Here is a 12,932-nt window from a genome sequence, read left to right on the forward strand (position 1 = left end):
GTGGTCTCGCCGTGCTCGTTCTGCTGCTGCCGCTGTTGCTGCTCGGCTGTGGTGGCTCCCAGGAGACCCCGCTGCGGGTGGCCACCATCGAGTGGATCGGCTACCACCCCCTCCACCTGGCCGCCTCCGAGGGCAGGCTTCCCATCGACGAAATTCGCCTCGCCCGCTTCAGCTCGAACGTGGAGTCCCTGCGCGCCTTTCGCAACGGCAATGTCGACGCCGCCGCCCTGACCCTGGACGAGGCTTTTCTGCTGCGCGCCGACGGCCACGATATCCGCGTCATCCTGCTGCTGGACTATTCCCATGGCGGCGACACCATCCTGGCGCAGCCGGGCATCACCCGCATGGCCGATCTGGAGGGCCGCCGCATCGGGGTCGAGAATGATGCCGCCACCGCCTACCTGCTCGCTCGCGGCCTGGAACACGGCGGCCTCGACCGCGAGAGAGTCGATATCGTGCGCGTAGATGCGGGGCGCCACGAGGAGGCCTTCCACGGCGGAGAGGTCGACGCCCTGGCGACCTTCGAGCCGATCCGCACCCGGCTGCTGAATGCCGGTGCCGAGGAGCTGTTCGACAGCACCCGGATCCCGGGCGAGATTATCGATGTCCTGGTGGTCCAGCGCCAAGCGCTCGACGACCACCCGCGACATCTCCGGCAGCTGGTGGATGCCTGGTTTGGAACGCTCGAATATCTGGATACCGACCCGGAACCCGCAAAGGCCGCCATGGCCCGGTATAGCGACCTCAGCGCGGAGGAACTGGCGGGTGCATTGGCCGGGGTCCACTTTCCCTCGCGGGCGGAAAACTGCACAGCCCTGGCCTCCGGTGGCGAATCCCTGCGCGCCAGCAGCGAGCGCCTGGCCACCCTGATGCAGCAGCAGGGCCTGCTGGAGCGCGAGGTGAACCTCGATCGTCTGTTCGATGACCGCGTCCTGCAGGCGGCGGGCTGCCCGCCATCGGAAGACGGCTGATGTGGCAGGGCCTGTTCCGCTATCCGATCAACACCACGCTGCCGCTTTTCCTGCTGGTGGTAGCACTCATTCTCGGCACCCTCTACACCCTGACCCTGATCCACAACCAGCAGCGCAGCATCCTCGCGAACGCCGAACGCGAACTGGCGACCGAGATCAGCCGCATGCAGCGCATCGTCCAGAACCACCTGGCAAACAACGGCACGCAGGCCATTCAGGACGAGATCGCGGCGCTCAATGTCGATATCCGGGTCCGCCTGGCCGGGGTGGTCGATGAACGCCAGCACTACGTTGCCGCCCTGAACCGCGGCATGCGCGAACGCCCGCTCGCGGAGACCCTGGACGCCGAACCCATGGCCGCGCTGGCCGACCCGCTGCGCACGCTGCTGACCGACGCCCGCGACCGCCGCGCCGCCAAGGTGCGCCATGTCGCGGGCGAGAACACCCTGATCGCGGTGGCGCCGCTGCAGTTCACCGGGCCTCTGGTGGACCTGGGGCGCAGCCCCTCGGGCGCGGTCATCCTCGCATGGGATCTGTCGCTGCCTTTCCGGCAGGCGCGCACCGCGGCCCTGAACTCGGCGCTGCTGCTCGCGCCGATCCTTATCGCAGCACTCGCCGCGCTGTGGTGGCTGATCTACCAGGCACTGGGGCGGCGCCTGAGCCGCCTGAGCCGGACCGCGGAGCAGATCGCCGGCGGCGAGCACCACCAGCGTGCCGGGGTCACCGGGCGCGACGAGATCGGCCGACTTGCACGCGCCTTCGACCGTATGGCCGATGGCCTGGTGCAGGAACAGGCGCGCCTGCGCGAAAGCGAGCAGCGGCTGTATCTGGCCCAGGCCTTCTCCGGCGTTGGCACCTGGGAATGGGAAATCGCCAGCGGCGACCTGGTCTGGACCCGTCCGACCTACCAGCTGTTCGACCTGCCGGAGGACACCACCGAGGTCACTTTCGAGCATTACCTGGAGCGGGTCCATCCCGACGACCGTGCGCGGGTCCAGGCCGCGGTGGAGCAGTCCCTCGAGCAGGGTACCGCCTACAGCATCGAGCACCGCGTACTCACGCGAGATGGCGACGAACGCTGGCTGCTCGGGAGCGGCGACGTGCTGCGCGACGCGGACGGCCAGCCCCGGCGCATGTACGGCATCGTGCAGGACATCACCGCGACCAAGCGCGCCGAGGCGGCCCTGTTCCGCGAAAAGGAATATGCCCAGGTCACGCTCGCCTCCATCGGCGACGGCGTCATCACCACCGATACCCGGGGCCGAGTCACGTTCCTGAACCCGATCGCGGAGTACCTGACCGGCTGGACCACCGATGCCGCCACCGGTGAACCGCTGACGCGAGTATTCAACATCCTCAACGAGATCACCCGCAAACCGGCGGTCAACCCGGTCGAGCGTTGCCTCAAGGAAGGTCGGATCGTCGGACTGGCCAACCACACCATGCTGCTGCGCAAGGACGGGCAGGAATTCGCGATCGAGGACTCGGCCGCGCCGATCCGCGACCGGGACGGCGAGATCGTGGGTGTGGTGCTGGTGTTCCATGACGTGACCCAGGCGCGCGAGCTGGCCAACCAGCTCAGCTGGCAGGCCACCCACGATGCCCTGACCGGGCTGCCCAACCGCCACGCCTTCGAGCAGCGCCTGGAACAGCTGGCGCGCTACCCGGAAAGCCAGAAGGGGCACGAAAACCATACCCTGCTGTACATCGACCTCGACCAGTTCAAGGTCGTGAACGATGTCGCCGGCCACGTCGCCGGGGATCAGATGATCCGCCAGGTCGGCGAACTGATGCTGGATCAGGTGCGCGAAACCGACCTGCTCGCCCGCCTTGGGGGCGACGAGTTCGGCATCATCCTCACGCACTGCGACATCGCCCACGCCGACCGCATCGCCAACGCCATCCATACGGTCCTGGACGAACTGCGCTTTGCCTGGGAAGACCGCGTGTTCCGCATCAGCGCCTCCATCGGCATCATCGAGTTCCAACCCGGCGAGCGCAGCATGAACCAGCTGCTCGCCGATGCCGACATCGCGGTCTACGCGGCCAAGAACGCCGGCCGACGGCGCTCGCATATCTTCCGCCCGGAGGACCAGGACCTGCAGCAGCACCGGCGCGAGATGGACTGGGCCACACAGATCTCCGACGCCGTCGAACAGGGGCGCCTGGTGCTGTTTGCCCAGATGATTCACCCACTGGCCGAGCCCGACTCCGGCGCACCGCCCGCGGGACTCTCCTTCGAGGTGCTCGTGCGCCTGCGGAGCCAGGACGACGAGTTGATCCCCCCCGGGGTCTTCCTGCCGGCCGCCGAACGCTTTGACCTGATCTCCATCGTCGACCGCTGGATCATCACCCGGACCTTCTCCATGGTGGCTGACCACATCCGCCTGCACGGCCCGGCGAGCATCGAGCATTGCGCGGTCAACCTCTCCGGCGCGACCCTGAGTGACGAGACCCTGCTGCCATTCATCCGCAACCAGCTGAGCCTGCACCAGCTGCCTGGCGAGATTTTCTGCTTCGAGGTCACCGAAACCGCGGCGATCTCCAACCTGCAGGCGGCAATGCGCTTCATCCGCGATTTGCGCGGCATGGGCTGTCGCTTCGCGCTGGACGACTTCGGCTCCGGGCTGTCGTCGTTCGCCTATCTGAAGACCCTGCCGGTGGACTACCTGAAGATCGACGGCAGCTTCGTGCGCAACATCGCCACCGACCCGGTCAACGATGCCCTGGTGGGCAATATCAACAACATCGGTCACCTGCTCGACAAGAAAACGATCGCCGAGTTTGCCGAAGACGAATCGACCATCGCCCGCCTGCGCGAGCTGAACGTGGACTTCGCCCAGGGCTACGGGCTGCACCGCCCGCAGCCCCTGGAGGAACTGTTTGCAATGCACAACCCACCGCGCTGACAGCGAGGCCTGCGAGACGCTCATCGGGCCCCTGTGCGGGGAACATGCATCAGTCAGGACGGTCTGTAGTTCTCCCGGCCACGGTTGCGACCGAGGGCCGCCATTGGCCATTCTGTACGGCTGAATACAAGTTCCGGAGCACACCGAATGACTATCCGCCCCCTGCGCGCGGGCCTGATCCCGGCCCTGTTTCTTCTCCTGCCCGGCCTGGCGCTGTCCCAGCAGGCCGATCCGCAGATGCAACAACAGATGCAGCAGCAGGAGCCGGAGACCACGATCCACCAGGACTGGGAGGTCGCCTGTATCGAGACGCCACAGGGCGAGCGTTGCCGGATGCAGCAGACGCTGGAGATCCAGGACGAGCAGGCGCAGGGGCTGTTCCTGCAGGCGACCGTACGCCGCGAGGGCGACCAGCACATCATCGAGATCCTGGTACCGCTGGGCGTCGACCTGCGCCCCGGCATCCGTATGCAGGTGGACGATGCGGGCGAAGAGATGGATGCGGGCTACGTGACCTGCGTGCAGCAGGGCTGCGTCGCCGGGCGCGAACTGAACAGCGAACAGATGAGCGCGCTGCGCGGCGGACAGGCCCTGACCGTCGCCTTCCGTGCCCTGCACCAGGAACAGCCGTTCGTGTTTGACGTATCCCTGATGGGCTTCACTGACGCCAGCAACCAGCTGCAATAACCGGCGGCGTCACCAGCGACCCCACCCAGCGATCACGCGATGGCGCGCGCCTCGGTCCCGTACCATGCCGGCCGCAGATTTGCCGGTCGCGGCCGGTCGCGGGCACGGCGGGCACTGGCCACCGCCGCGGCCGCCGCACTGCTCTGGTGGGTCCTGGCCGGCAGCGCCGCCCTGCTGGAACCCCTGGCCCTGCTCGCAATCGTCCTGGCCGCGGTCGCGAGCCTGCTGCTGCCGGCCGGACGGCCGCTGCCGTTGCGACCCGCCGCGCTTCCGGGCCTGCTGGGGTTCTTCCTGCGCAGCTCGTTCCTCGGCGGGCTGGACGTCGCCCGCCGCGCCCTGGACCCGCGCCTGCCGATCCAGCCGGACTTCCTGACCTACCGCACGGAACTGGCTCACGGCCCGCCCCTGACCCTGTTCATGGCGGTCGTCAGTCTGCTGCCCGGCACGCTCAGCGTACGCCTGGAGGGGCGCCTGCTGACCCTGCATGTGCTGGACCGTGACGCCGATACACGGGCGGCACTGATCGCCCTGGAACAACGAATCCGCAAGGCATTCCACGACCCGCGTGACCGCCGCGCCAGTGACGACGGAGCCGCTCCATGAGCCTCTTCTATTTGGCCGCCGCCCTGTTCCTGCTCGGCACCATACTGCTCGGACTGGTCCGCGTGCTGCGCGGTCCGGGTTCCGGCGACCGCATGCTGGCCGCACAACTGTTCGGCACCACCGGGGTCACGATCCTGCTGCTCCTGTCGCTGGCACTGGAGGAATCCGCCCTGGTGGACGTGGCACTGGTCTTCGCCCTGCTGGCCGTCGTGGCCGCAGTGGCCTTCGTCCGCCAGCACGGCCTGCCGGAACCACCGGATACCCCGATCCACCGCCAGCCGCCGGACACCCCCGGCCCCGAGAGGCGCCACGATGATCGCTAACGCACTGACCGTGATCCTGATCCTCGCCGGACTGGTGTTCTTCGCGGCCGGCACCGCCGGGCTGCTGCGTTTTCCCGATGTCTATTCGCGCCTGCACGCCCTGACCAAGGCCGACAACGTCGGGCTCGGGCTGGTGATACTCGGACTGATGTTCCAGGCCGGCGGACCGGCGGACATCCTGAAGCTGCTGCTGATCTGGGTGCTGGTACTGGCGGCGGGGACCACGGCCGCGCACATGGTCGCGCAACGCACCTGGACCCACGGGGAGTTCGAGTCGGACCGATGAACGCCCTGCTGGTCCTCTTCGATCTGGTCCTGCTGGCCGGCATCGTCGGGGTGGCCTGGCGCTGCCTGGCGAGCACCGACCTGTTCCGGGCCGTCGTGCTGTTCATCACCTTCGGGCTGCTGCTCGCGCTGGCCTGGGTGCGGCTGGAGGCGCCGGACATCGCGCTGGCCGAGGCGGCCATCGGCGCCGGCATCACCGGCGCCCTGCTGCTGGTGACGCTGGAGCGCCTGCGCAGCATCATGGCCGAGCGCCACAGCGGGCGGCCGCATACGCCACCGCCCGACCCCACCGGGCCCCATGCCCTGCTGCGCGCCCTGCATGACCCGCCGCCCGAACGTCGGACCTTCCTCCCCGCGCTGACCTTTGCCCTGGTGGTCGGCGGCCTGCTGGTGACCGCGCTGTGGCACCAGCCGCAGTCCGTCGGTCTGGAGCCGGTGGTGGACGCGCACATGGACGTCTCCGGGGTCGATCACCCGATCACCGCGGTGCTGCTGAACTTCCGCGCGTACGACACCTTCCTGGAACTGGCGATCGTGCTGATCGCGCTGCTGGGCGCGTGGTCACTGGGGCGGCACGACCTGATCCCGGCCCGCCCGGCCCCGGGGCCGATCCTGCCCGGCACGTTGCGGCTGCTGGTCCCGGTCGCGGTCGTCACCGGGGTGTACGTGCTGTGGGCCGGGAGTCACGCCCCCGGCGGGGCCTTCCAGGCCGGGGCCATCCTCGGCGCGGCCGGCATCCTGCTGGTCCTGGCACGGCCGCGCAAGCTGCCGATGGCGCCGGGCGGGCCGCTGCGCCTGGGCATCTCCGCCGGGGTCGCCCTGTTCCTGCTGGTGGGGCTGTACGGCCTTGCCGCCGGGCATGGCTTCCTCGGCTACGCGGAGGCCTGGGCCTATCCCCTGATCATCCTGATCGAGGTCGCGGCGACGCTCTCCATCGCCCTGACCCTGGTGGCCCTGTTCGTGGCCGGACGTCCGGCCGGGGACGACGCATGAACGGACTGGCCGAAACACTGGCTCAGACGCTGGCCCCGGGCCTGCTGTACCCCACCGGGGGAGCGATCCTGTTCGCCCTGGGCCTGTACGGGCTGATCCGCCGCCACCATCTGGTGCTGCGCATCCTGGCCCTGAACATCATGGGCTCGGCCGTATTCATGGTGCTGCTGGGTGTGGCGGCCCGTGGCGAGGGCCCACCGGACCCGGTGGCCCAGGCGCTGACCCTGACCGGCATTGTGGTCGCGGTCAGCACAACCGCCTTCGCCCTGGCCCTGGTGGTGCATCTGACGCGCCTGACCGGCCACGCGGTGATGCTGCCCGGGCCGCCCGATGACGACGCCCCGGTGGAGGACATCTCGCGCGAGGAACACCACGCCGACGGCGGCCCGGCCGATCGCGCCTCCAGCGAGGACCGGCCCGCATGAGCCCGCCAGGCGCGGAATGGCTCCCGGCGGGAGTCGCCGGGCTGGTGGGGCTGTCGCTGGCCGTGGCGATCCTGGCGACGGCCTGGCCGCGCCAGGCCCATCGTGTCGGCCTGCTGGGGGCGCTCGCGGTCACGGCCTGGGTGCTTGGTCTGAGCGCGCTGTTCCTGAACGCCGGGCCGGATCCGGAGGCCGCGGCCACGCGGGTGGCACTGGGGGGCTGGGAGGCCCCGCTGGGCCTGATGCTGCAGCTGGACGGGCTGTCCATGACCCTGCTGGTGCTCACTGCCGTGGTGGGGCTGGCGACCAGCCTCTACAGCCTGGGCTATGTGCATGATCGCATCGAGCGGCGCCAGTTCTGGCCGCTCTGGCTGTGGCTGTGGGCCGGGCTCAACATGCTGTTTCTCTCCGGCGATGCCTTCAACCTGTACATCACCCTGGAGGTGGTGTCGCTCGCGGCGGTCGCCCTGGTGGCCTTCACCGGCACGGCCGCCGCGGTCTCCGGCGCGGTGCGCTACCTGCTGGTCAACATCCTCGGCTCGCTCAGCTTCCTGATGGGCGTGGTTCTGCTGTTCGGGGAACACGGGGTACTCGATCTGGTGCTGCTGGAGGCCCGTACCGAAGCGGGCCCGACGGAACGCATGGCGGCGGTGCTGATGACCGCGGGCCTGATGCTCAAGGCCGCCCTGTTCCCGCTGCATGTCTGGCTGGCGCCGGCCCATGGGTCAGCCCCGGCACCGGTCAGTGCGGTCCTCTCCGGGCTGGTGGTAACAGGCTCGTTCTACCTGATCCTGCGGCTTTGGATGGGAGTGTTTGCCCCACTGACGACCCCGGCCTTCGGCATCCTGGTCGGACTGCTCGGGGTGGGGGCGCTGGTCTGGGGCTCGCTGCAGGCGCTGCGCGCGGGGCGGCTCAAATCCATCGTGGCCTATTCCACGGTCGCCCAGTTCGGCTATCTGCTGGTCGCCTTCCCCTTGATGCTGGTGGACCCGGGCGCCTGGCGGGTGGTGGTGTTCTTCGCGGTGGTCCATGCCCTGGCCAAGGCGTCGGTGTTCCTGGCCGCGGGCACCCTGCAGCACGCCGCCGGGCATGACCGCCTGGCCGAGCTGGGCGCGGTACTCCGGGCCCGGCCGCGCACGGTGTTCGCCCTGGGGCTGGCCGGGGTCAGCCTGATGGGGCTGCCGTTCACCGGCGGCTTCATCGCCAAGTACCTGCTGCTGGAGGCGGGCCTGGGCACGGTCCTGGCCGGCAGTCTGATCGGGGTGCTGTGGGTCCTGGCGATCGCCGGCGGCGGGCTGCTGGCGGCGGCCTACGTGCTGCGCATGGTGGCCCCGGCGTTTCACCGCGGCCGCCGCGACGCCGGCGAGGCAGTGTCGCCGTGGATGGACTGGGTCCCGCTGGCTCTGGCCACGGTCGCGGCGCTGGCCGGGCTGGCCGGCGTGCTGACCCTGAACACCCTTGCCCTGACCCCGGGGGCCCCATGATGGACGGTGGCTGGCTGCTGCTCGCGATCCTGTTCAGCTCGCTGGGACCGGGCATCGCGATCTTTTTCCTGCCCGAGCATCGCCAGGGCCTGCGCACCGCCTTGAACCTGGGGGGCGCCGGCACCAAGCTGGCGCTGGTCGCGTACCTGCTGGCCGGGGTGCTGCGCGGCGACGAATACCGCTTCAGCCTGCCGCTGATGCCGGGCATCGACCTGGTGCTCGCGGCCGATGCGCTGTCACTGCTGTTTGCCAGTCTTTCGGCCGTGCTGTGGTTCGTAACCACGATCTACGCCATCGGCTACCTCGAGGGCTCGCCGCGGCGCAGCCGCTTTTTCGGGTTCTTCTCGCTGTGCGTCAGCGCGACGGTAGGGATCGCCCTGTCCGGCAATCTGATCACCTTCCTGATCTTCTACGAGATCCTGACCCTGGCGACCTGGCCCCTGGTGGTCCACCGCGGCACGCCGGCGGCCCTGCGGGCCGGGCGCCTCTATCTCGGCTACACCCTGACCAGCGGGCTGGTGCTGTTCACGGCCATCGTCTGGCTCACACTGCTGGCCGGGGCCGAGGGCTTTACCCCGGGCGGCTACCTCGAAGGCCTCGCGGAGACTCACGCGGTGACGCTGCAGGTCCTGTTCGTGCTGCTGATGGTCGGCTTCGGGGTGAAGGCCGCGCTGGTGCCGCTGCACTCCTGGCTGCCCATCGCCATGGTCGCGCCGGCGCCGGTCAGCGCGCTGCTGCACGCGGTGGCGGTGGTCAAGGCCGGGGCCTTCGGCATCATCCGCGTGGTCAACGATGTCTACGGGGCGGAACTGGCGATCGAGCTGGGCCTGACGGCCGGGCTGCTGGTGATCGCCGCGGTCACCATCGTCTATGGCTCCATTCAGGCCCTGCGTACCGACGACCTGAAGCAGCGCCTGGCATTCTCCACCGTGAGTCAGGTCTCCTACATCATTCTGGGCGTCGCGCTGGCCGGGCCCCTGGGGGTCATCGGCGGGCTGGTACACCTGGTACACCAGGGCATTACCAAGATCACACTGTTCTTCTGCGCCGGCAATTTCGCCGAGACCCTGGGCATCCATCGCATCAGCGAGCTCGACGGCGTGGGCCGGCGCATGCCGCTGACCATGCTGGCGTTTACCGCGGGCGCGCTGGGCATGATCGGCCTGCCGCCCCTGGCCGGTTTCGTGACCAAGTGGCACCTGGGGCTGGGGGCGCTGGAGGCCGGCATGCCCTGGATCCTCGGAGTGCTGGTCCTGTCGAGCCTGCTGAACGCGGCCTATTTCCTGCCCCCGGTGATCCGGGGCTGGCTGGGCGAGCGCCGCGAGCCGTGGCATGAACCCCTGCAGGCCCATGCCGGCCCGACCCGCTTCGAGACCCACTGGATGCTGCTGTTCCCGGTGGTCTTTACCGCCGCGCTGGGGCTCCTGGTCGGGCTGTTTGCCGGGCTGGGGCTGAGCCCGCTCGGCTGGGTCAGCCTGATCGTCCAGCGTGACTATGCGCTGCCGGAGTTCGGGCTGTGAGCGGGGCCGCGCTGCTGGCCGTCCCGCTCGTGCCGCTGCTGCTGGCGGTGTTCATTGGCCTGCGTCCGGGGCGGGCGCGGCTGAACCGCCTGGTGCCCTGGGCGGCGCTCCCCGGCCTGGCGCTGGCCGCCCTGGCCCCGCCCGGGCTGGAGGCGACCCTCTCCGGCCTGCTGATGGGCACCCACCTGGCGGTCGACCCGACCGGCCGGGCCTTCCTGGGCCTGACCGCGGGCCTGTGGCTGGCCGCCGGGCTGTTCGCGCTCTCCGATCGGCGCGACGATCCCCGGCGGCATCGCTTCTATGTGTTCTGGTTGCTGGCCCTGGCCGGCAACCTGGGCCTGATCCTGGCGCAGGACGCGATCGCCTTCTATCTGTTCTTTTCCCTGATGAGCCTGTCGGCCTACGGACTGGTGATCCATTCCGGCAAGCCGGAGGCCTGGCGGGCCGGACGGGTGTATCTGATCCTCGCGGTACTGGGCGAGGTGTTGCTGTTCGCGGGTCTGGTACTGGCTGTCCATGCGGCGGGGCAGTCCAGCCTGGCGGCCGTGGCCGCGGCGCGCCCCGAGGGCTGGGCATTGGTCCTACTGGTCCTGGGGCTCGGCATCAAGGCCGGCATGCTGCCGCTGCATTTCTGGCTGCCGCTGGCCCACCCGGCCGCGCCGGTACCCGCGAGCGCCGTGCTGTCCGGGGCGATGATCAAGGCCGGCCTGCTGGGCTGGATGCGCCTGCTGCCAATCGACGCCGCCGGCCACGCCGTGCTGGGCGAGGCGCTGGTCCTGCTGGGCCTGGCGGCGGCCTTCCTCGGCGTACTGGTCGGGGTGCTGCAGGTACGGCCGAAGACCCTGCTCGCCTACTCCAGCATCTCGCAGATGGGGCTGATGACCACGGGTATCGGCCTGGCCCTGCTCCTGCCCGAGGCGCGCGGCTGGCTGCTGGCAGCGGTCACGCTGTACGCCGTGCATCATGGTCTGGCCAAGGGGGCGTTGTTCCTGACCGCCGGCATGCAGCGGCAGTGGCCGGTCACCCGCCCGGCGCGGACCGCCTTTGCACTGTTCACGCTGTTGCCGGCGCTGGCCCTGGCGGGCCTGCCCTTCACCAGTGGCGCGCTGGCCAAGAACGCGTTGAAGGAGCCGCTGGCGGCGGAGGCCCTGTCGGGCTGGCTGGCCCATACCGAGTGGCTGCTGACCCTCGCGGCGGCCGGCACCACGGTGCTGCTACTGCGCTTCCTGTGGCGCTGGCGGGCGGATCTCGAGACCGCGGCCGACGGCCTCGACCGACCGCGCTGGTGGGCCTGGGGCGGCCTTTCGCTGATGGCACTCCTGCTCCCGCTCGCAACCTTGCTGGCCGGCCCCACGGCCCTGCCCCTGAGCCTCCATGACCTGTACGGCTCGTCCCTGCTGTGGCCGGTCATGCTGGGGCTGGGCCTAGCCCTTCTGGCCTGGCGCGGGGTTCGCGACCGCGAGACCCCGCGCGTGCCGGAGGGGGATCTGGCCGTGCTGGCCGAGGCCGCCTGGGACGGCGCCCGCCGCACTCGACGCCGCCTGGCATTGCCGGGGCCCTGGCCACCCCGGATACCGGCCCGCATGCGTGCGCTGCGCCTGGGCGCGCGCCGTCGCCTGGAGGCCGCCGAGCGCATGTTGACCCGCTGGGAGACCATCGGGCTGCTGTTTTCCGCAGCGATGCTCGGGCTCTACCTGACGCTGCTCGCCGGATAAGGCCGCCCTCGAGCGAGGCAGAAAAAGGCCGGCCCGGGACTGCCCCGGGCCGGCCTTCAGGCGCCGTTCCTATTGCGGGCTGGAGCTCAGTTCTGATCGATGAAGTCCGCGGTGAAGTCGGCCACGTCGTCCGCGAAGAAGTCACGGAAGAAGTGCCCCGCGCCGTCCACGGTCATCAGGGTGATGTCACCGCTGTCCTTCACCGCCTCGACCTTCTCCGGCAGGTCCGGCACCACGTCGTCCTCGGAACCCGTGATCACCAGCGTCGGGATCTGCATCCCGCGGATCACCGTCGGGGTGTCGTTCTGGCGGGTCGGCTCGTAGTAGCCGAGGAAAGCGCGCGGGGTCACGTCCAGCTCCTCGCAGTAGAGGAAACGCACGTCCTCCATCAGGGTCTCTTCCTGACCCATGCGCTGGAGTTCACGGGCCTGATCCAGGAGTACCTGCAACGGCATACCGCTTTGTTCCTCGTACTCGCTCGCAGCCTCGTCCTCGTCGAAGGTGGACGCGGCCACCAGCACCAGGGCGCGGATGCCGTCCGGGTCATGCTCGGTCAGGTAGCGGGCCACCTGGTTGCCACCGCGCGAGTGGCCAAACAGGGTGACCGGGCCATAGCCCTCGTCCTGCAGCCATTGATGCCACAGGCTCAACTCCTGCAGGTGATCATCGACGCCGTGACGCACCGGCGCATCGCATTCGAACATGCCCTCGCGTGCGTCGATGCCGTAGCTCAGATTGACGGACAGGGTATTCAGACCATGGTCCGCCAGCAGATCCTGCACCGCGGCCATCACCTCCATGCGCCCGTGCGCCAGGGTGCCGTGCAGCATCAAGACCACCCCGTCGGAGGGGCTCGCCCCCATGCCTTCCTTCATGTGGCCGATCAGGGTTCGGTCATCGTGTTCCAGCGTAACCTTCTCCGCGGCCATCACGGTCGACGTCGCGACCAAACCGGCCACCGTCAGGGCGGCCGTGGCAATCCAGCGAGACATGGGAACCTCCTGTTGTTGAGTCGTCCGG

At 69.4% G+C, this 12,932-nt stretch carries 12 protein-coding genes; 11 read left to right on the forward strand and 1 reads right to left on the reverse strand.

From position 1 onward, the window contains the following. The first annotated feature begins 11 nt into the window (after nucleotides 1–11). The 11 genes from D105_RS0104840 (at nucleotide 12) to D105_RS0104890 (ending at nucleotide 11,912) form a co-directional block, all read left to right on the forward strand. Entirely contained in the window at nucleotides 12–971 is a 960-nt protein-coding gene (locus D105_RS0104840; protein WP_018866009.1) for an ABC transporter substrate-binding protein, read from the forward strand. Then, nucleotides 971–3,880: an EAL domain-containing protein gene (locus D105_RS0104845; protein WP_018877682.1), complete on the forward strand. Its 2,910-nt coding sequence runs from the start codon at nucleotides 971–973 to the stop codon at nucleotides 3,878–3,880. The genes D105_RS0104840 and D105_RS0104845 overlap by 1 nt, the downstream gene beginning before the upstream one ends. A 147-nt stretch (nucleotides 3,881–4,027) precedes the next feature. Next, nucleotides 4,028–4,567: an invasion associated locus B family protein gene (locus tag D105_RS0104850; protein WP_018877683.1), complete on the forward strand. Its 540-nt coding sequence runs from the start codon at nucleotides 4,028–4,030 to the stop codon at nucleotides 4,565–4,567. A 39-nt stretch (nucleotides 4,568–4,606) separates the two neighbouring features. Next, complete coding sequence (locus tag D105_RS0104855) at nucleotides 4,607–5,170, forward strand: Na+/H+ antiporter subunit E (protein WP_018877684.1); 564 nt, start codon at nucleotides 4,607–4,609, stop codon at nucleotides 5,168–5,170. Then, nucleotides 5,167–5,493: a monovalent cation/H+ antiporter complex subunit F gene (locus D105_RS0104860; RefSeq protein ID WP_018877685.1), complete on the forward strand. Its 327-nt coding sequence runs from the start codon at nucleotides 5,167–5,169 to the stop codon at nucleotides 5,491–5,493. The genes D105_RS0104855 and D105_RS0104860 overlap by 4 nt, the downstream gene beginning before the upstream one ends. After that, on the forward strand, nucleotides 5,483–5,779 hold the full coding sequence (locus D105_RS0104865) for a monovalent cation/H(+) antiporter subunit G (protein ID WP_018866004.1): 297 nt from the start codon (nucleotides 5,483–5,485) through the stop codon (nucleotides 5,777–5,779). Before D105_RS0104860 ends, D105_RS0104865 begins: the two co-directional genes overlap by 11 nt. Next, on the forward strand, nucleotides 5,776–6,771 hold the full coding sequence (locus D105_RS0104870) for a hydrogenase subunit MbhD domain-containing protein (protein ID WP_018877686.1): 996 nt from the start codon (nucleotides 5,776–5,778) through the stop codon (nucleotides 6,769–6,771). The genes D105_RS0104865 and D105_RS0104870 overlap by 4 nt, the downstream gene beginning before the upstream one ends. After that, entirely contained in the window at nucleotides 6,768–7,196 is a 429-nt protein-coding gene (locus D105_RS0104875) for a sodium:proton antiporter (RefSeq protein ID WP_018877687.1), read from the forward strand. Before D105_RS0104870 ends, D105_RS0104875 begins: the two co-directional genes overlap by 4 nt. Next, nucleotides 7,193–8,677 carry a complex I subunit 5 family protein gene (locus D105_RS0104880; protein ID WP_018877688.1) on the forward strand — a complete coding sequence of 495 codons (1,485 nt, stop codon included), beginning with the start codon at nucleotides 7,193–7,195 and terminating at the stop codon, nucleotides 8,675–8,677. The genes D105_RS0104875 and D105_RS0104880 overlap by 4 nt, the downstream gene beginning before the upstream one ends. Next, complete coding sequence (locus tag D105_RS0104885; protein WP_018877689.1) at nucleotides 8,677–10,197, forward strand: complex I subunit 5 family protein; 1,521 nt, start codon at nucleotides 8,677–8,679, stop codon at nucleotides 10,195–10,197. Before D105_RS0104880 ends, D105_RS0104885 begins: the two co-directional genes overlap by 1 nt. Continuing rightward, nucleotides 10,194–11,912, forward strand: coding sequence for a complex I subunit 5 family protein (locus D105_RS0104890; protein WP_018877690.1), 1,719 nt, complete (start codon nucleotides 10,194–10,196; stop codon nucleotides 11,910–11,912). Before D105_RS0104885 ends, D105_RS0104890 begins: the two co-directional genes overlap by 4 nt. 86 nt (nucleotides 11,913–11,998) lie before the next feature. Here D105_RS0104890 and D105_RS0104895 read toward each other — a convergent pair whose 3' ends face one another. Further along, nucleotides 11,999–12,904, reverse strand: coding sequence for an alpha/beta hydrolase (locus D105_RS0104895; protein WP_018877691.1), 906 nt, complete (start codon nucleotides 12,902–12,904; stop codon nucleotides 11,999–12,001). Nucleotides 12,905–12,932 lie beyond the last annotated feature (28 nt).

This window comes from Thioalkalivibrio sp. ALE28 (genome assembly GCF_000377425.1).
In the GTDB taxonomy this organism is placed as follows: Bacteria; Pseudomonadota; Gammaproteobacteria; order Ectothiorhodospirales; family Ectothiorhodospiraceae; genus Thioalkalivibrio.

Coding starts and splice junctions, on each gene's coding strand:
- D105_RS0104845 (WP_018877682.1), top strand. CDS start 971: ATGTGGCAGGGCCTGTTCCGCTATCCGATCAACACCACGCTGCCGCTT.
- D105_RS0104850 (WP_018877683.1), top strand. CDS start 4,028: ATGACTATCCGCCCCCTGCGCGCGGGCCTGATCCCGGCCCTGTTTCTT.
- D105_RS0104855 (WP_018877684.1), top strand. CDS start 4,607: ATGGCGCGCGCCTCGGTCCCGTACCATGCCGGCCGCAGATTTGCCGGT.
- D105_RS0104860 (WP_018877685.1), top strand. CDS start 5,167: ATGAGCCTCTTCTATTTGGCCGCCGCCCTGTTCCTGCTCGGCACCATA.
- D105_RS0104865 (WP_018866004.1), top strand. CDS start 5,483: ATGATCGCTAACGCACTGACCGTGATCCTGATCCTCGCCGGACTGGTG.
- D105_RS0104870 (WP_018877686.1), top strand. CDS start 5,776: ATGAACGCCCTGCTGGTCCTCTTCGATCTGGTCCTGCTGGCCGGCATC.
- D105_RS0104875 (WP_018877687.1), top strand. CDS start 6,768: ATGAACGGACTGGCCGAAACACTGGCTCAGACGCTGGCCCCGGGCCTG.
- D105_RS0104880 (WP_018877688.1), top strand. CDS start 7,193: ATGAGCCCGCCAGGCGCGGAATGGCTCCCGGCGGGAGTCGCCGGGCTG.
- D105_RS0104885 (WP_018877689.1), top strand. CDS start 8,677: ATGGACGGTGGCTGGCTGCTGCTCGCGATCCTGTTCAGCTCGCTGGGA.
- D105_RS0104895 (WP_018877691.1), bottom strand. CDS start 12,904: ATGTCTCGCTGGATTGCCACGGCCGCCCTGACGGTGGCCGGTTTGGTC.